Here is a 20,454-nt window from a genome sequence, read left to right as displayed (position 1 = left end):
CCGACCGTGAACGTGCACGTCAACTTTGAACGTGTGCGTCAAGTTGGCTTAAGATGGACGCACAGCCTCAACCCACCCCCAAGCCCCTTTCCCCTGGAGGAACCCCCATGCGCGCCCTGACCTGCACCGCCTTCGACCAGCCCGAAACCCTGACCGTCCTCGACACGCCCACCCCCGCCCCCGCGCCCGGCGAGGTGACCATCGAGGTGCACGCCGCCGGGGTGAACTACCCGGACGCGCTGATGGTCATGGGCCAGTATCAGGTGCGCCCGCCGCTGCCGTTCACGCCGGGCGCGGAGGCCGCCGGGGTCATCACCGCCGTCGGTGAGGGCGTGCGCGGCCTGAGCGTGGGCCAGCGGGTCGCGGCGTTCACGGGCACCGGCGCGTTCGCCACGCACCTGAACGCCCCGGCCGCCGCCGTCATGCCCCTGCCGGACGGCATGGACCTCGGCGTGGCCGCCACGCTGCCCCTGGCGTACGGGACGGTCATGCACGCCCTGATCGACCGTGGGCAGGTGAAAGCCGGTGAGACGCTGCTGGTCCTGGGGGCCGCCGGGGGCGTGGGACTGGCCGCCATCATGATCGGCAAGGCGCTCGGCGCGCGCGTGATCGCCGCCGCCAGCACCGACGAGAAACTCGAACTGGCCCGCCAGCACGGCGCGGACGAGGTCATCAACTACGAACAGGCCGACCTGAAAGACGCCCTGAAAGCATTGACCGGCAAACAGGGCGTGGACGTGATCCTCGACCCCGTCGGTGACCGCTGGGCCGAGAGTGCCTTCCGCAGCATCGCGTGGGGCGGCCGGTACCTCGTGATCGGCTTCGCGGGCGGCGAGATTCCGCGCCTGCCGCTGAACCTGCCGCTCCTGAAGGGCGCGTCGGTCGTGGGTGTGTTCTGGGGCGAGTTCGCGCGCCGCGACCCCGCCGGAAACGCCCGCAACCTCGCCCGGCTGGCCGGATGGGTCATGGACGGCACGGTGCGCCCCCTGGTCAGCGAACGCTACTCCCTGGAGGACGGCCCGCGCGCCATGCGCGACCTGCTGGAACGCCGAGTGACCGGTAAAGTGATCATCACGCCGTGACCGACCCAGCCCCAACCCAGCCCGCCGCGCCCCAACCCGCCCCGACCTTCTACACGACCGCCGAACTGGCCCGCGAGGCCGGTGTCACCCGCCGCACCGTCATGCACTACGCCGAACTGCACCTCCTGACACCCGATCAGGTGACCGCATCCGGCCGGGCGCTGTACGGCCCGTACTCGCTGCGGCTCCTGCGCGACCTGATCGACCTGCGCGCCCTCGGCATGACCCTGGAGGAGGCGCGGGACATGGTCATCCTGCGCCGCGCCACGCACGACATCCACGGCCACTACCGCCGCGACTGGACCCGCGCCGACATTCCCCTCGACGACACGCGCCTGAAAGCGCTGCACACCCGCCTGCGCGCCATCAACGCCGCCTTCGAGCGGCAGGCGAACAACATGGCCCGCTTCGACCGGTGGCTCACCAAACGCTTCACCGGCGGCGACCTGCCCGGCCTCGCCGGAGGCAGCGACCCGCAGGAAAGCGAACCCAACGAGGGCGACACACACGAGGGCGGCACGGGCGGGAACAGCCCGGCCTGACAGCAGCAGGATGAGGGTGGCCGGAAGCGACTGGCCGGACAACGTGGGCTGTGGGCGCGGATGGTCATTTCTGCTCGACAGTCGGGGAGCGGACGGGAATACTGCACGCAGTTCCGTTCACGTTCCGTCGTGTCCGAGTCCGGTCGGGCCCAGGCCCGGGCGGGCTGACTGACCCGCGCGCCTCCGCCCCAGCTACCTTCCGGGAGTGATGTCTTGACGCACCCTGTTTCGCCGTTCCCTGCCGCGCGCCGCCCGTTCCGTCCGTCCCTGTCGCTGCGTCCGGCAGACGTGCTGCCGGGGGGCGCGGTCACGTACCGGTTGCCGTTCGAGAATCCGCTGTTCGGTCGCAGCGACCTGCACACCGATCTGGGACTGGGCGGCACGAACCAGCTGATGGGCGGGCTGGGACTGGCCGCGCACGAGAGCGCGTGGACGCCGCAACAGGCCCGGTTGTTCCGGCAGGTGGGTTTCGAGTTGCCGGCGCGGGTCGTGACGTACCGGGACCGCGCGTCGTACCGGGAGGCGCTGCGGACCCTGCGCGGCGAGTTCGGGCCGCTGGTGACGATGTTCCCTCAGCATCCGGCAGACCTGGCAGCGCGTGACGCGGCGCTGCCGCCGGACCTGCTGACGGAACTGGCGGACAAGGCGCGGCTCTCGGCGCTGACGGCCTGCCTGCCGCCGCGCCGGGTGACGCCCAACGAACCGGACGCCGTGCGCGCGGTCGCCGCCGAGCTGGGCGGCGCGGTGGTCGTGAAGGCCAGTTTCGCGCCCACGGGTGGCGGGGCGGACGTGGTCTTCTGCGCGGACCCGCAGGAGGCTGCCGAGGCTGCCGCGCGCTACCCGGCGGGCGCGCCGCTGGTACTGGAAACCCGGTTGCATCTGGAATCCAGTCCGAGCGTGCAGGTGGCGGTGCGCGGTCCGGGCGACGTGACCGTGCTGGGCGTGACGGTGCAGCGGCTGGTCGGCGCGCGTTTCAGCGGTGTGGAGCTCCGCCCGCTGGCGCGTGAGGCCGGGTGCGCCGCGCTGGGAGCGGAAGTGGCGCTCGCCTGCGCCGCGCGGGGATTCCGGGGCGTGCTGGGCGTGGACCTGATGGACCCCGGCGCGGGGGCGCCCCTGCTGGTGGCCGAGGTGAATCCCCGCCTGACCGGCGGAACGCTGGCTGCGCTGCTGGGACCGGCCCTGCGGGCGCACGGGCTTCAGGCGCGGCTGGAGATCCTGACCAGCACCTGCGCGCCCGACACCCTCAGCGGCGTGCTGCTCGAAGGCTGGCAGGAGGGCCGCGCCGTGCCGATGCTGATCTCGCACGCGGCCCCCTGGGGCGGCACCGACCGCGCCGGCCTGATGCTGCTGGGCGAGACGGCCGCCGAACTGGACGGGCAGGCCGCGTGGTTCGCCGCCCGCCTGCGCGGCGCCACGCACCCCAGCGCCGCGCAGGGTGAAGCGGCGCCGGGCGAACGGGTGGGCAGGCCGTGACCCCGCGCACTGCTGGGGCCTCTCCCCGGCCCCCCGCACCGGTTCCGTCCGCGCCGTCCGCGCTGGGTCAGGCGGCGGCGCTGAGCGCGGCGGGACAGCAACTGGGTGCGCTGAGTCTGCCGGTGATCGCCTCGACCCTGCCGGGCAGCACCGCCCTGACGCTGGGCCTGATCACGGCGGCGGCGTTCCTGCCGCACCTGCTGCTGGGTCTGCTGCTGGGCGCCGTCGCGGACCGCCTGCCGCCCCGCGCGGCCATGCTGGGCATGAACGTGGCGCGCGGGGCACTGCTGCTGGGCGCGGCAGGGCTGGCGCACGCGGGCGCGCTGTCTGCTCCGGTGCTGGCGGGCATGGCGCTGCTGCTGGGGAGCCTGGGGGCGCTGCACGACGCGTCCACGCAGCGCTGGCTGGCGCACTTCGAGGACCGCCGGGACGCGAACCGGGCCGTGCAGGCCGGAGAGCAGGCGGCGCTGGCCGCCGCGCCGGGCCTGAGCGGCCTGCTGATCGCGCAGGCGGGCGCGGCGGCGGCGCTGCTGGGTGAGTCCCTGAGTTTCCTGGCGGCCAGCCTGCGCCTGCTGGGTCTGCGCGCCCCGGTCCTGGCGGACCGTGAAGTGCGGGGCACGCTGTTCGGGGACGCGGCGCGCGGCATGGCGTTCGTGTGGCGGCACGGGCTGCTGCGGCGGCTGGCGGTCACGGCGGCGTTCGTGAACTTCGCGCGGGCCATGACGTTCACGCTGCTGTCGTTTCATCTGTTACGCGTGTGGCAGGTGCCGCCGGTCTTGATGGGCCTGACCCTGACGGTGGGCGGGCTGGGCGGACTGACAGGCGCGTCCCTGAGCCGCCGCCTGTCGGGCGTGCCGGACGACCGGGTCATGCGCGGCGGCCTGCTGGCCCTGGCGGGCGCGGGCCTGCTGGTGCCGCTGGCCGCGCCGGGCGCGCTGGGGCTGGCACTGATCATGCTGGGCCGCGCCGCCGGAACGGCCTGCGTGGTCACGTACAACATCCGGCAGGACGCGCTGCGCCAGTCGCTCTCGCCGGCCGGCATGGAGGCGCGGGTGGCGACCGCCTCGCGCACGCTGCTGTGGGGCAGCCTGCCGCTCGGCGCGGCGCTGGGCGGCTGGCTGGGCACGGTCCTGGGCACGCAGACGGCGCTGACGGTCGCGGCGCTACTGGTGTTCGCCGCGCCACTGCTGCTGGGCCGCGCCCCCGTGCAGGACGTGCCTGCGCCCACCGGGCAGCCGGGCACGGCCTGATGCGGGCAGGCCCGTAAGGCTCAGCGGGTTTTCGTGACCTTGCTGAGCAGCGGGGGCTGGTCGGGGTTCAGGCCGCGTGCCAGTGAGAGGTGCGCGGCGAACAGGTAGAACGCCAGGGCGCTGGGGACCGTGTCGGTCAGGCCGTGCCCGGTGGCGGGCGTGGTGAGGGTGCTGCCGCTGGCGGGGCCGATGGTGCGCAGGTCCGCGCCGTCGGCCTGCAGGGCGTCCAGCGCGGCGCGGGTGGCGGCCCCGGCCTGATCGGCGGGCGTGAACGCCAGGACCGGGAGGCCCTCGGCGAGCAGGCGTCTGGGGCCGTGGCTGAACTCGGCGGCGGAGTACGCCTCGGCGTGAATGCCACTGGTTTCCTTGAGTTTCAGGGCGGCTTCCTGCGCCACGCCGTAGTGCAGGCCACGCGTGAGGACGATCAGGTTCTCCGCGAAGCGGTAGCGGTCGGCCAGATCGCGCGCCTGATCTTCGAGGGCCAGGGTGGCTTCCAGCGCGGCGGGCAGGGCGTGCAGGCCGCGCAGCAGGGCGTCGTCGCCGCTGAGGTCGGCGATGACGGGCAGCAGGGCGGTCAGGCTGGCGAGGTAGCTCTTGGTGGCGGCCACGGCGCGTTCCTCACCGCCGCGCAGGGGCAGGACGAACTCGGCGGCGCGCGCGAGGTCGCTGTCTTCCACGTTGACCAGCGCGACGGTCAGGGCGCCGCTGTCGCGGGCGGCGCGGACGTTCTCGACCACGTCGGGGCTGGCGCCGCTCTGCGACACGGCGATCACCAGGGCGCCGCGCAGGTCCAGGCGGGTGCCGTACAGCGTGTGAACGCTGGGCCCGAGGCTGGCGACCGGCAGGCCCAGCTGCGTTTCCAGGGCGTACTTGAGGACCGTGCAGGCGTGGTCACTGCTGCCGCGCGCGATGGTAACGGCGTATGCGGGCTTCAGGGTGCGGATGGCGGCGGCCAGGGCGCGGCTGACGTCGGCGTTTTCGGCGAGTTGGCGGCGGGTGACGTCCGGGGACTGCCGGGCTTCCTGCAACATCAGAGGGTCGGTCATGGGTTCTCCAGGGTGGGTGTTGCGGCCATAGGGGTTCCGGCAATGGGTCTGCCGGCGACATGCACGCCCTGCACGGTCAGCTCCGGGTCCAGGGTGACGAGGTCGGCGCGCAGGCCGGGCCTCAGTTCGCCCCGGTCGTGCAGGCCAATCGAGCGGGCGGGGGTCAGGCTGGCCATGCGGCTCGCTTCCGGCAGGGGAATGCCGGCGGCGACGGCGCGGCGCAGGGCGGCGTCCATGGTCAGGACGCTCCCGGCGATGGTGCCGTCCGGGAGGGTGGCCTTCCCGCCGCGTACCGTGACGGGCTGCCCGCCGAGTTCGCTGGGGCCGTCACCCAGTCCGGCGGCGCGCATGGCGTCCGTGATCAGGATCACGCGTTCCGGCGCGGCGGCCCGCGCGAGGCGCACGGCCGTGTCGTGCAGGTGCATGCCGTCCAGAATGACTTCCAGCGTGGCGTGCGGGTCGGCCATGAGGGCGCCGGGCACGCCGGGGGTGCGGCCCTCAACGCCGCCCATGGCGTTGAACAGGTGCGTGGCGCAGGTCTGCGCGCCCGCCGCACTCAGCAGCGCGAGCAGGCCGGTCACGGTGTCGGCGTCGGCGCGGGTGTGCCCGATGCCGACGCGCACGCCTGCGCGGGCAAAGGCCAGGGCCGCTTCCCGCGCGCCCGGCAGTTCCGGGGCGAGGGTCACGGCCCGCAGGACGCCCGTCGCGATGACCTGCGCCACCAGTTCCTCGGCGGGGTCCACCGCGCAGGGGGGCTGCGCGCCCAGCCGGTGCGGGCTGATGAACGGCCCTTCCAGGTGCGCGCCCGCGATGTCCGCGCCGCCGGGCACGCCCGCGCGCATGACCTCCGCCACGCCGCGCAGCGCGTCCAGCACTGCCTCCCAGGGGTTGGTGATGGTGGTGGGCAGCAGCGTGGTCGTGCCGTGCCGGGCGTGCAGGCGGGCCAGGGTGCGCACGCCGTCCGGGCCGTCCATGGTGTCCCCGCCGCCGCCGCCGTGCACGTGGGTGTCCACGAAGCCGGGCAGGATCACCCGGTCACGCGGGGCCTGCGGGTCGGGTTCCACGGCGCGGATCAGGCCGCCCTGAAGGGTCAGGCGGCCCGGCGTGAGGCTCCCCTGCGGGCCGGGCATCAGCAGCAGGCCGCGCAGGACCGTCACGCCCCCCGGCTCGGGCATCGCCTCAGGCATCGGTGGGGGTCAGGTCGGGGTAGACGGCGCGCACGGCGGCCTCGACCTCGGCGGCGTGGCTGAGGGTCAGGGCGTGCGCGGCCAGTTCGCGGGCCTGCGCGGCGTTCAGATTCAGCACCTGCTCGCGGCGGGGCAGCAGCGCGGGCGCGCTCATGGACAGTTCCGTGACGCCCAGCCCGACCAGCAGCGGCAACGCCAGTGGGTCGCCCGCCATCTCGCCGCACACGCCCACCCATTTGCCGTGGCGGGCGGCGCCCTGGCAGGTCAGGGCGATCAGGGTCAGCACGGCCGGGTTCAGCGGCTGGTACAGGTTCGCCACGCGTTCGTTCATGCGGTCGGCGGCCATGGAGTACCCGATCAGGTCGTTGCTGCCCACGCTGAAGAAGTCCGCGTGCCGCGCGAACTGCTCGCTCAGGGCGGCGGCGGCCGGAATCTCGACCATCATCCCGACCGGAATGTCGGCGGCAACCGGCACGCCCTCGGCGGTCAGTTCGGCGCGGGCGGCGTCCAGGTGGGCGCGGGCCTCCAGGAATTCCTGCACGGTGGCGATCATGGGGAACATCACGCGCAGCTGGCCGTGCACGCTGGCGCGCAGCAGGGCGCGCAACTGCACGCGGAACAGCTCTGGCCGCGCGAGGCACAGGCGGATCGCGCGGAAGCCCAGGAAGGGGTTCTCCTCGTGCGGGAGGCCCAGGGCGGGCAGGGCCTTGTCGCCGCCGATGTCCAGCGTGCGGATGATCACGGGGCGGCCCGCCATGCCTTCAAGGACGGCGCGGTAGGCGCGGTACTGTTCGTCCTCGCCGGGCAGGTCGCCTCGGCCCAGGAACAGGAACTCGGTGCGGTACAGGCCCACGCCCTCGGCTCCGGCGTTCAGGGCGCCCGGCACCTCGGCGGGCGCGCCGATGTTCGCGGCGAGTTCCACGCGCAGTCCGTCGGCGGTGCGGCCCTCCTGGCCTTTCAGGGCGTCCAGGCGGGCGTGTTCGGCCTGCGCGGCAGTCTGCGCGGCCTGCGCGGCGTTCAGGGCGGCGGCGTCCGGGTGGACGGTCACGGTGCCCGCGTCGCCGCTCACGATCAGCGGCGTGCCACGCGTCAGGCCATTCAGGGCGGCCTCGCCCACGCCGACCACGGCAGGCAGGCCCAGGCCGCGCGCCATGATCGCGCTGTGGCTGGTGCGCCCACCCACGGCCGTGACGACGCCCCGCACCAGGGCGGGGTCCAGTCCGGCGGTGTCGCTGGGCGTCAGGTCGTGCGCGACCACGATGGCCGGTTCGCGCAGCTCGGTCAGGCTGGCCAGGGGTCGGCCCAGCAGGTGCGAGAGCACGCGGGCGCGCAGGTCGCGCAGGTCGGCGGCCCGCTCGCGCAGGTACGGGTCGTCCAGACTCTCGAACATCCCGATGAACGCCCCGAACGCGCCGTGCACGGCGGCCTCGGCGTTCGCGCCGCCAGTCAGGGTTTCCTGAATGGCCGCGCCGAGTTCCGGGTCGTCGAGCAGCAGCAGGTGCGCGTCGAAGATCGCGGCGGCGTCGTCACCCAGGCGGGCGCGGGCGCCCTCGCGGACCCCGTTCAGGTCGGTGCGGCTTTCCGAGAGCGCGGCGTCCAGGCGGGCGCGTTCGGCGGCCGGGTCCTGGCCGGTCAGGGTGTCGAAACTCAGGTCCGGGGCGCTCAGGATGAAGGCCGGGCCGATGCCGGTGCCGGGCGAGGCGGCCACGCCACTCAGTGTGACCGGAGAGGCGGCGGGCAGGGTTGCCGGGTCAGGCACGGCGGGCACAGTGGTCGGGTCAGGCACGGCGGGCGAGGCCCTGTTCTTCCAGGCGGGCGGCAATGGCATCCACGGCAGCCTGCGCGTCGTCCCCGGTCGCGCGGACGCTGAAGCTGGCGCCACTGGCAAGACCGACACCCATGACGGACATCATGCTCTTGAGGTTCACGGCCTTGTCGGCGGTGACGAGTTCGATGGCGCTGGCGAACGGCGCGGCCACCTGCACGAGCTGGGCGGCGGGGCGGGCGTGCAGGCCGTGTTCGGCGGTGACGATGAAGTTCTGTTCGGTGGGCTGTTCCATGATGGTTCTCCTTGAAGGGTGGGGGCGCGGGCGAACGTCATGGCCGCCCGCGCGGGCTTGAGGGTCAGGTGTCGGACTTCAGGACTTGAGGGTGACGGTCTGACCGTCGATCTGCACGCTCTGGTCCGGGGCGAGGTTGGTGAAGATCACGGGCGTGATCAGGCTGGGCACGCGGGGGCGCACCGCGTCCAGATCCACGTCCACCAGGGTCTGCCCGGCGGTCACGCGGTCGCCCTGCGCGACGCGGGCGGTGAAGCCCTCGCCGTTCAGGCTGACGGTGTCGATGCCGACGTGCACGAGGACTTCCAGGCCACTGTCGGCGCGCAGGCCGATGGCGTGACCGGTGGGGAACAGCGTGACGACCTCGCCGCTGACGGGGGCGACGACGCGGCCGCCCGTGGGTTCGATGGCGAAGCCGTCGCCCATGACCCGGCCGCTGAAAACGGGGTCGGGGACGTCCGTGATGGGCAGCACGCGCCCCGGCATGGGCAGCGTGAAGTCGGCGGGCAGGGCGGGCGCGCCGCCAGCGGTCTGCGGGATGGGGTTGGGCTGGGCGGTGATGGCCGGGGCGGGCGGGCCGGTGCGGACCTGGGTGGGCGTGGCGTCGGCGGGGCGGGTCGCGGCGGGGTTGGCCTCGGTGTACGCGCCTTCCTCGATCACGCGGCGCATCTCCTCTTTCAGCTGGTCGCTGCGGGTGCCGTACACGGCCTGCACGCTGTTGCCGACCTCCAGCACGCCGGCAGCGCCGAGCATCTGGAGCTGGCTTTTATTCACGCGGCTCCTGTCGTTCACGCTGACGCGCAGGCGGGTGATGCAGGCGTCGAGGTTGCTGATGTTGCTGGGGCCACCCAGGGCGCGCAGGATGTCCACGGCCAGTTCGCGGTCCCCACCGGCGGCGCGGACGGTGGCGGCGGCGGTGTCCTCGCTGCTGACCTCCTCACGGCCGGGGGTCATGATGTTGAAACGGCGGATGACAGCGCGGAACACCACGTAGTACACGGCGGCGAACACGAGGCCCACGACCGGCACCAGCCACGCGCGGGTGCTCTTGGGCATCAGCAAGAAGTAGTCGATGGCGCCGCCGCTGAAGGTGAAGCCGCTGTGCGAACCGAGGATGTTCATGACCATGAAGCTCAGGCCGGTCATGGCGGCGTGGAACACGTACAGCAGCGGCGCGACGAACATGAACGAGAACTCGATCGGTTCGGTGATGCCGGTCAGGAAGGAGGTCAGGGCCGCGCTGCCCATGATCCCGGCAATGACCTTGCGCCTCTCCGGGCGGGCTTCCTGCACGATGGCCAGCGCGGCGGCGGGCAGGGCGAACAGCATGATCGGGAAGAAGCCGGTCATGAAGATCCCGGCGCTCTTGTCCCCGGCGATGTAGCGGGTCAGGTCGCCGTGCACGACGCTGCCGTCGGGTTTGACGAAGTCACCGGCGATGAACCAGAACGGCTGGTACCAGATGTGGTGCAGCCCGAACGGGATCAGCAGGCGGTTCACGAAGCCGAAGATGCCACTGGCCGCGACGGGCGCACCCTCGGTCGCCACCGTCGAGAAGGCGTTCAGGCCCTGCTGCACCGGCGGCCACAGGTAGGTCAGCAGGATGCCGACCACGATGGCCGAGGCGGCCGTGACGATCGGCACGAAGCGGCGGCCCGCGAAGAAGCCCAGGAAGGCGGGCAGGCGGATGTCCTTGTAGCGGTTGTACAGGAACGCGGCGAGCAGGCCCATCAGGATGCCGCCGAACACGCCGGTCTGCAGCGAGTTGATGCCCAGCACCCTGGCGTACGCGCCCTTGCTGGCGGCGCTCAGGGTGTCGAAGGTCGCGGCGTCACCCAGGCCCAGGTAGGCGCTGATGGTGGCGTGCATGACCAGAAAGCCGACCAGCGCGGCCAGGGCCGCCACGCCCGCGCCGCCCGCGAGGCCGATGGCGACGCCCAGCGCGAAGATGACCGGGAGGTTCCCGAAGATCACGTCGGACGCGCCGACCATCATCTTGCCGACGAAGTGCAGCCAGTCGGGAATGCTGGCGTACCAGGAGTAACTGGGGTCGTTGAAGGCCGAGCCGAAGCCCAGCAGCAACCCGGCGGCGGGCAGGACCGCGACCGGGAGCATCAGGGCCTTGCCGATCTCCTGCAGGGCGGCAAAGGCGGTCTTGCGGGGCGGTTTGCCCGGCGCGGTGGCGGGCGTGGTGGTGGGTGTGGTCACTGTGAACTCCTGGGAGTGGAAGGATGTTCGCGTTCAGGCAGGAGCGGGGCCTGCGGCCGGGGAGGAACGGGACGCAACGACCGGGACGCGTGGGCTGCGCGGAGGCAGTCACGGGCGCGGCATGGGGGTGGTGCGTTGGGGCCTCCACGGTCTGGCAGGCAGGGGAAGTCGGAACGCGGCTCGCCTTCACTCTAGGAGTGAAAATAATTTCTGTCAATTTTCCAGAAGCAAAATTAATTTTCAGTCAATGCGGACTTCATGCCCCCAGCCCCATCCAGACAGCCCCATCCAGACAGGCCAATCCAGACAGGACGCCGCGCACGCACCGGCGGCGGCCACCCGGACCCTCACCGCCTGCACCCACCCCACCCGAAAGGGACTGCCGTTTGTTCCATATGAAACTCACCCGTCAATGGGGGGCGCATTGACAAGAATTCTTTTCAGGCGCTACCGTCGCAGCATCAGACCCTCGCCCCAGCCCACCCCCAGGCCAGCCCACAGGAGCCCCGCCGCATGACCCGCAGCACCCCCGCCACGGGCGGCGCACTCGGCCGCATCCGCCTGCACGCCGACTCGCTCTCACCCAGCCTGCGGCGCGTCGCCGACCACATCAGCGCGCACGCCGACACCGCCGTTCACCAGACCATCACCGAGGTCGCCCAGAGCGCCGGAGTCAGCGAGGCCACCATCACCCGGCTGTGCCACAAACTGAACTACGCCGGGTTCCACGCCTTCAAGATCGCGCTCGCCAGCGACCTGGGCGGCCTGCGCCCACAGGGCGGCCCGCACGCCAGCACCGACGCGCCCAGCCAGATGCAGCGCCTGACCCAGCAGGCCGTCCGCAGCCTCGAAGGCACCGCCCGCATGCTGGACGCCCAGGTGACCGCCGACGTCGCCGAGCGGCTCGCGCGCGCCCCGCGCGTCGACCTGACCGGGCAGGGCAACAGCAGCCTGACCGCGCAGTTCTTCGCGCACCGCCTGCTGCGCATCGGCGTGCCCGCCGCCACCTACCCCGACCCGCACCTCGCGGCCGTCAGTATCTCCACCCTCCCGCGCGGCAGCGTCGTGATCGGCCTGAGCGGCACCGGCAGCACCCTGGACACCATCGGGCACCTGAAACTCGCGCAGGAATGCGGGCTGTACACCGTCGCCGTCACGCACCGCGCCGCCAGCCCCATCACCCGGCACGCCAGCGCCGTCCTGTTCACCGCCAGCCAGGAAGACCCCATGACCGACGGCGTGCTGGACACCCTGACCAGTCAACTGCTGCTGCTCGAGGCGCTGTACGCCGCGCTGCTCACCCACCGCCCCGAGGCGGACGCCATGCTGCGCGTCACGGCGGGCAGCGTGGTCGAGAAGAAAGTCTGATCAAGTCCGGCCTGATCCGGGTGCGGGGCGGCTAGGGTTCCGTGGCGGGCGGCCGGGCGGGCCAGCGGGTCTGCCACTCCAGGAAGTCCCGCGCAGCCAGGCCCGGTGAGTACAGCCAGCCCTGCGCGACGTCGCATCCGACCTGCGCGAGTTGCGCGGCCTGCGCCTGCGTTTCCACGCCCTCGGCCACGACCGTGATGTCCAGCGCGTGCGCCATCAGCACGCTCGCGCTGATGATCGCGCGGCTTTCCCGCCCGGCCTGCGTGTCCTGCCCGAGATCCTGAATGAACGCCCGGTCGATCTTCAGTTCATCGACCGGCAGGGTCCGCACGCTCACCAGTGAGGAGTACCCGGTGCCGAAATCGTCGATGCTGATGCGCACGCCGTCGTCCCGCAGCGCCTGCAGCAGCTCGCGCGTGCGGGCCGGGTTGTCGATCAATCCGGTTTCCGTCACTTCCAGCACCAGCCTGCCGGGGTTCAGGCCACTGCTACTCAGCGCGGCGCGCACCTGCGCGGCGAAGTGCGGCCCGGCCAGTTGAACGCTGGACACGTTCACGCTGACGCTGAGCGTCCCGTCCGGCCAGCGGGCCGCCTCGTGGCAGGCGGTGTCCAGCACCCAGCGGCCCAGCGGGGCGATCAGGCCCGCGAGTTCCGCCACCGGAATGAACTGGTCGGGCGGCACGGGTCCCAGCGCCGGGTGCGTCCAGCGCAGCAGCGCCTCGGCGCCCATCAGGCGGCCATCCTGCACGCCGATCTGCGGCTGGAACACCAGCGTGAAGTCCTCGCGGCGCAGGCTTTCACGCAGCGCCGTTTCCAGCGTCAGGGTCTGTAGCCCGGTGCGGGGGGCCGCTTCGAACACCTGCGAGAACTCCTGGCGGCGTTTGGCGGTGTACATGGCGGCGTCGGCCTGCTGGTGCAGTTCGCTGGCGTCGGCGGCGGTGTCTGGGTACACGCTCCAGCCCAGGGACGCCTGCAGCAGCACGCTGCCCGTCCCGCCGCCCGCGCTGATCTCGAAGGGCGTGTCGAACACCTCGCTCAGGGCGTCCGTGAGGGCCGGAACGCCCCCGGCGTCCAGGACCAGCGCGAACTCGTCGCCGCCCATGCGCGCCAGGACCGGCACGCCGTGCGCGGCGCACACGGCGTCCAGGCGGGCCGCCAGTTGCCGCAGCAGTTGATCCCCGGCCGGGTGACCGTACCCGTCGTTCAGGAACTTGAAGCGGTCCAGGTCCATCAGGCCGAACGCGAGCCGCCGGTCCCTTTCGGCCGCGGCGCGCAGTTGCAGGTCCAGGTGTTCGGCCAGCGTGACGCGGTTCATCAGGCCGGTCAGCGGGTCCGTGAAGGCCAGCAGGGCCAGGCGCCGCTGCTGCAGGTGCTGTTCGACCAGCATGGCGGCGGTGGGCACGCGGGGCCGCAGGGCCTCCACGACCGGCGCGGCCCAGCGGTGCGGTTCCGGGTGCGCGGCGACCAGCACGCCCAGCAGTTGCCCGGCGCGGCCGTACAGCGGCAGTTGGGTCATGGTGCGCACGCCCAGGTGTGGGGCCATGTCCTGCGCGGCCGTGTCGTTCAGAGTGGTGTCCAGCAGGTCCGGCACGGTGAACGGTTCGCCCCTGCCGTCCGGGTCGATCTGCTGCCAGAAGCGCTGCATGGTCAGCAGCGGTTCGCTCTCTACCCGCCGGGCGAACTGCGCCGAGACGGTCCCGACCACCTGCATGCCGGTGGGGGTCGCCATGACCAGCGCGGCCCGCCAGCCGGGGTTCATGAAATCCACGCCTTCAAGCAGGGCCTCCATGCTCTCGTGCAGCGGGCGGCCGCTCAGGGCCAGGCGGTTGGCTCGCGCCATGTGCGACTGCGCCTGCGCGGCCTGGTGGGCCTCGGTCACGTCGCGCAGGTTGATGGCCCAGTGGGTGCAGGTGTCGCCGTCCCGGATGGAGCTGGCATTCACCTCGACCCACTGGTGCGCGTCGGGCAGGTGCAGCAGCCCCCGGTACCGGTCGGTGGGGCGCAGGAGGTTCAGCATCTCCAGGATGGCCCGGCGGTTCCAGTCGGCCAGAGGCCATTCGGGCAGGGGCGTGTCGGGGATACGTTCCAGGCCGTGCGAGCGCAGGAACGCGTGCAGGGCGGGGTTGCCGTACACGACGGTCTGGTAGGACGGGCCGGGGCGGGCGTCCATGACCAGCAGGGGATCCACGGAGGTGGTGACCATGGTTTCCAGCAGCGTCATGCGCCGCGCCTGATCGTCCGGGACGGTCACGTCGGAGCCGTAGCCGATCACCAGGCGGACCTGACCGTCGTCTGCCGTCACGGGCCACATGGCCCGGCGGATGATCCTGTGCCCGGCGGGGGTCTGGAAGTATTCCTCCCACTGCTGCGCCTCGCCCTGACGCGCCAGTTGAAAGTGATGGTCACGCAGGGCGGTCCGGTGGGCCGGATGGCCGCGCCACTCGCTGTACTCGCGGTGGGTCAGGCCGATCGCGCCGGCCCGCACGGCCGGGTCGCGGATGGCGACCGGATTCACGTACAGGTAGCGGCCCTGCGCGTCGAACACCGCCACGTCCACCGGAAGGTTGTGCAGCACGTCCTCCAGGAAGGCGGCGCGCGCGGCAGCCGGGTCGGCAGCCGGGTCGGCAGCCGGGTCGGCAGCCGGGTCGGTGGGCAGCGCCGGGGCGTGCAGGGCCAGCAGCAGGGCGGGCCGGTCGCCGCTCAGGGTCAGGCGCAGGGCGGTCAGGTCGGCCGTGACGGTCTGACCGTCACCTCGCCGCAGGTCGTGCCGGGCCGGGAACGGCTGGCCCGACTGCGCGAACCGCTGCGCGGCGGCCAGCGCCCCGTCACGGGCATGATCGGGGAACAGCGCGCCCAGCGGCTGGCCGTCCAGTGCGCCGCCGGGCCACCCGAGCCGCGCCGTCAGGGCGTCCGTGGCACCCAGGATGACCAGCGTGGGCAGGTCGATGACGGCCAGGGCGTGGGCGCTGCGCAGCAGGACAGACAGGACGGCGTCCTGTTCGGGTGTCCGGCCGGTGTCGTTCACCCATACAGTATTCACCTCCGGTCGGTCCGGCGTCCCGGTCACGCTTCCGTCAGGCCGCGCAGAGGCATTCACCTCTTGTTCATCTGCGGGGTGGGTGCGGGACTTCCCGGCAGTACCCGCAGGCAGTGACCGCGCAGAGGGGTCAGAAAGAGTGCAGTGAGGTTTTTTTAGGGATACTGACCGGAATGCCGGATCGCCTGACCGAACCCGACCCGACCGCGCTGCGCACCCTGACGGGCAGCGTGGACCCGGTCGTCGTGGTGGGCAGTGACCTTCAGGTGCTGGGCGTGTCCGGGGCGTTCCTGGCCCTGAGCGGCTGGACGGCCGCGCAACTGGTCGGGCAACCGCTGACGCAGCTGTGCATGCCGCACGACCGCGAGGCGTTGCAGACGGGCGCGCACCTGTTCCTGCACCAGGGCGCGCTGCCGGACCGGCGGGACTTCACGCTGCGCGGCGCCGACCACGCGCCGCTGCCGGTACAGCTGCGCGGCGTGCGCTACGACCTGCCCGGCGCGGGCCGGATCGCGGCGCTGCTGGTGCGGCCCGTCACGCCGTTGCGGCCCGTCACGCAGTTCTACCGGCAGGTGCTGCACGAGTTACCGCTGGGCGTGTCCGTGACCGACACGGCCGGACGGTACGTGTACGCCAACCCGGCCACGCTGCCCCTGCGCGGCGAACGCGAGGCCCTGATCGGCCGCACGGACCGCGAGGCCGCCGACCTGCTGAACCTGCCCGGGGACACCCTGCGGCTGCGCGAGGAGGCCCTGACGCAGATGCGGCGCGAACCGGCGCGGCTGGCATGGGATGAGCGGCTGGCGGGCGGCACCGTGCAGGAACGCAGTCTGATTCCCATCCACGACGCAAACGGAGAACTGAGCCTGCTGCTGTCGTACGCCACGGACCTGCCGGAACGGGCGCGGCAGTCCGAACGGCTGACACTGCTGGAAGGCAGCATGCAGGCCAGCACCTCGCCGGTGTGCATCCTGGACGCCCGGCGGGGCGCGCAGCACGGCCGGGTCGCGTACGCGAACGCCGCGATGGGCGCCCTGCACGCCAGCACGCAGGCGCTGGGCACGCACCCGCTGGAGTGGCCGTGGCTGCCGCTGGACCGCCAGAGCATCCGGGCGCTGCTGACGCACCTGAACGACACGCCGCAGCAGGCGTTCAAGTACGACCTGCACCTGCCGGGCCGCCGCGAATGGTGGGAAGTCTCGGCCACGCGGGTGGGCCGCGCCGCCGCGCCCGGCAGTCACTGGGCGCTGATCCTGCGGGACGTGCGCGAGGAACGCCACGCCGACCTGTTCCTGCGCAGTTTCGCGGACGCGACCGTGACCTCGTTGCAGGACGCGCCGCTGGAGGACGTGCTGGCCCCCATCTTCCGGGGCGTGCAGCAGGTGGCGCGCGGCTGGAGTCCCGGCGTCGCCACGCTGGACAGCGAGTTCATGCGGGTCATGGGGCCGGTCCCTGCCCCGCTGGAACGGATGCTCTCACGCTACCCCACCCGCGAGGCCCGCGCCCTGTGGAGCGGCCGGGACCTGGAACGCCAGGGAACCGCGCAGGTCATTCACGACCTGTGGGATCAGCTGCGGGTGGGCGAGCAGGTCGGGGACCGCTGGATTCCGGCGGTGCAGACCAGCGTGGAGGTGCCCATGTACGACCGCGACCGGCAACTGCTGGGCCTGCTGGCCCTGACGCACCCCAACCGCATGGACGTCCCGCAGGGCGTGCAGCGACTGGCCGAGAACGTGGCCAGTCAGATCGCGCTGTTCATCGACCGGCAACGCAAACTCGAGCAGTTGCAACGCCTGGCGTACACGGACACCCTGACGGGCCTTCAGAACCGCGCCGGGTTCACGCGGGCGGCCGGGGCGCTGCTGGACACGCCGGGCGCGGCCGGGTCACTGCTGGCCGGGTCGCCGCTGGCCGTGGCGCTGATGGACCTGAACCGCTTCAAGCTGGTGAACGACACGCTGGGCCACGACGTGGGCGACCAGTTGCTGGCGGCCATCAGCGAGCGGCTGGCAGAGGTCACGGCGCGGTACCCGGCGCCGGTCCTGGCCCGCATGGGCGGCGACGAGTTCGCGGTGATCCTGAGCGACCCGGCGCAGATCGACGCGCTGAGCGGCGACATTCACGACGCCGTGACCCGCCCGTTCATGATCGGGGGCCGGCAGTTGCGGGTGGGGATCGCCATCGGCTGGAGCGTGTACCCGGACACCGCGCAGGACAGCGCCGCGCTGCTGCGGCAGGCCGACACGGCCATGTACCACGCCAAACGCGCCGGGCAGAGTCATCAGGTGTTCAGTCCGTCGGCGCAGCCCCGCATCTCGCACCTGACGCTGGAAACGGCGCTGTTCGAGGCGCTTCAGGAAGAGCAGTTCAGTCTGGTGTTCCAGCCGCAGGTGAGCTGCGCCGACGGGCAGTTGTGCGGCGCGGAGGTGCTGCTGCGCTGGACGCACCCGGAACTGGGCGCCGTCTCACCGGCCGATTTCATTCCGGTGGCGGAATCCACGGGCCTGATCGGTGGGATCGGGCTGTTCGTCCTGCGCGCCGCGCTGCGCGAGGTGGCCACCTGGCCCGCGCAGGTGCCGGTCAGCGTGAACGTGTCGCCAGTGCAGTTGCGCCAGCCGGGCTTCGCGCAGCAGGTGGCGGCCATGCTGAGAGAAGCGGGGGTGGCGCCGCACCGCCTGACGCTGGAAGTCACGGAAACGGCGTTCATCAACGACCTGAACGCCGTGACGGAGGCCGTGCGCCGCTTACGGGCGCTGGGGATCCGGGTGGCCATCGACGATTTCGGGACCGGGTACTCGACCCTGATGACGCTGCGGCAACTGCTGGTGCATGAACTGAAGATCGACCGGGCGTTCGTGCGTGACCTGAACAGCGGGGGCCGTGAGGGCCGCGAGAACCGCGCGATCGTGCAGGCCACGCTGGGGCTGGGGCAGGCGCTGGGCCTGAACGTGGTCGCGGAAGGCGTCGAAACCCAGGCGCAGGCCGACGCACTGCTGGAACTGGGCTGCCCGGTCATGCAGGGCTGGCTGATCGCGCCGGGCCTGAGTGCCGCTGCGTTCCGTGAACGCTTCCTGCCGGGTATGGGCGGGCCGGGTGTGAGCGGGCCGGGTGTGGGTACCGCCGGAGCGGAGTCCTGATCTGGACTGCCGTCTGTTTCGCTGACAACCCACCCCCGCACCGATCTGCCGACTCCACGTCTGGAATCCGCCCGGACCCAGCGGCTCTGTAAGCCGTTCAATCGGAGTCCGTATGAGTGCCCGGACGGCGCTGGGCGCAGCCCGTGACCGGGTGTCGGGTGCGCTAAAGTGGGCTGCGAACACACAGAACGCTCTGTTCAGGGCATAATGAAGGGACTATGGCACGAGCAAAAACGAAAAACGAAACACTGACCTCCGGACCCGTCTCCCCGTACGCGGCCTTCGACGCGCTGATGGCCACCGCCGCCGTCGACGGCCAGATCCAGGCGCTCGCCGACAGCGGCGCCGACACCCTGACCCTCGACAGCGCCCTGACCGAAGCCCTCACGGCCGCGCAGCGCCGCTGGGGCCTGGGCCTGCACCACCTGACCCACACCGCCCGCACCGACGGCGACGACATCCTGTTCCTGACAGACGGCCGCGTGACCGCTCCCCTCAGCGGCGGCGTGCAGGCCCTGGCCCGCGCCTACGAGGACATGCGCGCCACCGACGAACGCGGCCTGAGCCTGTGGGGCGCACTCGGCGAGGGCCACCGCCTGAGCGGCGACGCTCCCGGCGCCCGCCTGAAAGTCCTGATCGAGGACGCCCGCGACTTCGAAACGCACTGGACCGCCGGACGCGCCGAACAGTACTGGCGCACCTGGCGCAGCGGCGAGACCCTGTTCACCGAGGTCGCCCGGCCCGCCAGCGCCGAGGCGGCCCTCTCGGACGCCGCGTGGGACGTGATCACCAGCATCAAGGACCGCGTGTTCCAGCGTGACCTGATGCGCCGCAGCGAGGAAGTCGGCATGCTCGGCGCGCTGCTCGGCGCCCGCCACGCCGGAGCGCGCAACAACCTGACCCTGCTGCCCGACGCGCACTTCACCGTGCAGGCCGCCGTGCACAGCGCCACCGGCCCCGACGCCCGCAACGCCGACACGCACCGCGCCCTGCTGCGCGCCGCCAGCGCCGAACTCGACGAACTGCAATCCCACACCACCCGCCAGCTGGCCGAAGTGCTGCGACACGGACTGAAGAACAGCTGACGGGAACCTGCTGATAGAGCGTGGGTGAAGGTTGATGGAAGGGGCGATCACTTCTCCATCTGTATCGACTACCGACCTTCAACCATCAACTTTCACCCATCAACCCTGTGACGGCGGCGAGGCTGCCGAGCAGCGCCCCCAGTGCGGGGTTACTGGCGTCCCGGCAGGTGACGAGGCCCACGTCGAGCGTGACACCGTCCTCCAGCGGCACGAAGGTCACGCCGTCCTGCCGGGGGTTCACGAGCGGTTGCGGGACCAGTGTGACGCCCTGCCCGGCGGCCACGCGGCCCACCACAGCGCTCTCGGTTCCCCCGACAGCGCGGATGCGGGGCAGCACGCCGAACGCCTGACACAGCGCCTGCACCTGCTCGGGCGGCAGGGTGGTGGCGTAGGGCGTGCAGGTCAGCCACTCCTCGGCGGCCAGTTCGCGCAGGTGCAGGCTGGTCCGGCCGGCCAGCGGGTGCGTGCTGGGCAGCGCGGCCAGCAGCGGAATGTGCATCAGGGGGCGGGCGCTCAGGCGGTCGTGCCAGACGGGCAGGGCCATCAGGCCGGCGTCCAGCTCACCGGCCAGCAGGGCCTGACGCTGATCGGGCGTGCATAGCTCGGTCGCGTCGATCTGAATATCCGGGTGCGTGGCCGTCATGTGCCGCCACAGTCGGGGCAGCAGGTGCAGGCTGGCGGCCCCCAGGTACCCCAGGCGCAGGTGCCCGGCGTGCCCGCTGGCCGTGCGGCGCGCCAGACTGGCCGCGCCGTCCATCTGCGCCAGGATCGCCTGCGCGTGCGGCAGGAAGGCCTGCCCGGCGGGGGTCAGGGTCACGCGGCGGGTCGTGCGGGCCAGCAGGGGCGTGCCGATCCGGTCTTCCAGCGTGCGGATCAGGCGGCCCAGCGGCGGCCCGGTCAGGTTCAGGCGCTCGGCCGCCCGCCCGAAGTGAAGTTCCTGGGCGGTGATCACGAACGCCTGCAGTTGCCGCTGATCCAT

General features: G+C 72.2%; 14 protein-coding genes. 7 read left to right on the top strand and 7 right to left on the bottom strand.

Annotated elements, in window-relative coordinates; translation table 11 throughout:
- Positions 1-107 precede the first annotated feature (107 nt).
- The 4 genes from IEY70_RS08805 to IEY70_RS08790 all read left to right on the top strand — a co-directional run bounded on the left by IEY70_RS08805 (position 108) and on the right by IEY70_RS08790 (position 4,347).
- Positions 108-1,082 carry an NADPH:quinone oxidoreductase family protein gene (locus IEY70_RS08805; protein ID WP_189064625.1) on the top strand — a complete coding sequence of 325 codons (975 nt, stop codon included), beginning with the start codon at positions 108-110 and terminating at the stop codon, positions 1,080-1,082.
- Positions 1,079-1,624, top strand: coding sequence for a MerR family transcriptional regulator (locus IEY70_RS08800; protein WP_189064624.1), 546 nt, complete (start codon positions 1,079-1,081; stop codon positions 1,622-1,624). Before IEY70_RS08805 ends, IEY70_RS08800 begins: the two co-directional genes overlap by 4 nt.
- A gap of 213 nt (positions 1,625-1,837) precedes the next feature.
- On the top strand, positions 1,838-3,097 hold the full coding sequence (locus IEY70_RS08795) for an ATP-grasp domain-containing protein (protein ID WP_189064623.1): 1,260 nt from the start codon (positions 1,838-1,840) through the stop codon (positions 3,095-3,097).
- A complete protein-coding gene (locus tag IEY70_RS08790; RefSeq protein WP_189064622.1) occupies positions 3,094-4,347 on the top strand; it encodes an MFS transporter in 1,254 nt (417 codons plus the stop codon). The genes IEY70_RS08795 and IEY70_RS08790 overlap by 4 nt, the downstream gene beginning before the upstream one ends.
- Positions 4,348-4,367: 20 nt before the next feature.
- Here the strand turns inward: IEY70_RS08790 and IEY70_RS08785 are convergent, their stop codons facing one another.
- From IEY70_RS08785 to ptsG, 5 genes are all read right to left on the bottom strand, one after another.
- Positions 4,368-5,393, bottom strand: coding sequence for an SIS domain-containing protein (locus tag IEY70_RS08785; RefSeq protein ID WP_189064621.1), 1,026 nt, complete (start codon positions 5,391-5,393; stop codon positions 4,368-4,370).
- Positions 5,390-6,568, bottom strand: a complete 1,179-nt coding sequence (gene nagA / locus IEY70_RS08780; protein WP_229777791.1) for an N-acetylglucosamine-6-phosphate deacetylase — start codon at positions 6,566-6,568, stop codon at positions 5,390-5,392. The genes IEY70_RS08785 and nagA overlap by 4 nt, the downstream gene beginning before the upstream one ends.
- Before the next feature lie 4 nt (positions 6,569-6,572).
- The gene (gene ptsP, locus IEY70_RS08775) at positions 6,573-8,339 is read right to left on the bottom strand and encodes a phosphoenolpyruvate--protein phosphotransferase (protein ID WP_229777790.1); all 1,767 of its coding nucleotides are present in this window, start codon (positions 8,337-8,339) and stop codon (positions 6,573-6,575) included.
- Between the two features lie 19 nt (positions 8,340-8,358).
- Positions 8,359-8,640 (bottom strand): HPr family phosphocarrier protein, encoded by a 282-nt coding sequence (locus IEY70_RS08770; RefSeq protein ID WP_189064619.1) that lies wholly within the window; start codon positions 8,638-8,640, stop codon positions 8,359-8,361.
- Positions 8,641-8,718: 78 nt separating this feature from the next.
- Complete coding sequence (gene ptsG / locus IEY70_RS08765; protein ID WP_189064618.1) at positions 8,719-10,848, bottom strand: glucose-specific PTS transporter subunit IIBC; 2,130 nt, start codon at positions 10,846-10,848, stop codon at positions 8,719-8,721.
- 513 nt (positions 10,849-11,361) lie between these two features.
- On the opposite strand from ptsG, the gene IEY70_RS08760 reads away from it, so the two are divergent.
- The gene (locus IEY70_RS08760) at positions 11,362-12,216 is read left to right on the top strand and encodes a MurR/RpiR family transcriptional regulator (protein ID WP_189064617.1); all 855 of its coding nucleotides are present in this window, start codon (positions 11,362-11,364) and stop codon (positions 12,214-12,216) included.
- A 31-nt stretch (positions 12,217-12,247) separates the two neighbouring features.
- Here the strand turns inward: IEY70_RS08760 and IEY70_RS08755 are convergent, their stop codons facing one another.
- Complete coding sequence (locus IEY70_RS08755; protein ID WP_189064616.1) at positions 12,248-15,241, bottom strand: EAL domain-containing protein; 2,994 nt, start codon at positions 15,239-15,241, stop codon at positions 12,248-12,250.
- A gap of 185 nt (positions 15,242-15,426) precedes the next feature.
- On the opposite strand from IEY70_RS08755, the gene IEY70_RS08750 reads away from it, so the two are divergent.
- Together IEY70_RS08750 and IEY70_RS08745 are read left to right on the top strand one after the other, a co-directional pair.
- On the top strand, positions 15,427-18,390 hold the full coding sequence (locus IEY70_RS08750) for a bifunctional diguanylate cyclase/phosphodiesterase (RefSeq protein WP_189064615.1): 2,964 nt from the start codon (positions 15,427-15,429) through the stop codon (positions 18,388-18,390).
- A 218-nt stretch (positions 18,391-18,608) separates the two neighbouring features.
- Positions 18,609-19,475, top strand: coding sequence for a DNA repair protein (locus IEY70_RS08745; RefSeq protein ID WP_189064614.1), 867 nt, complete (start codon positions 18,609-18,611; stop codon positions 19,473-19,475).
- An 85-nt stretch (positions 19,476-19,560) separates the two neighbouring features.
- Here the strand turns inward: IEY70_RS08745 and IEY70_RS08740 are convergent, their stop codons facing one another.
- On the bottom strand, positions 19,561-20,454 hold the full coding sequence (locus IEY70_RS08740) for a LysR family transcriptional regulator (protein ID WP_189064613.1): 894 nt from the start codon (positions 20,452-20,454) through the stop codon (positions 19,561-19,563).

Origin of the sequence: Deinococcus seoulensis, from assembly GCF_014648115.1 — a bacterium.
Lineage (GTDB): Bacteria > Deinococcota > Deinococci > Deinococcales > Deinococcaceae > Deinococcus > Deinococcus seoulensis.
This window is presented reverse-complemented; position numbering and strand designations above follow the sequence as displayed.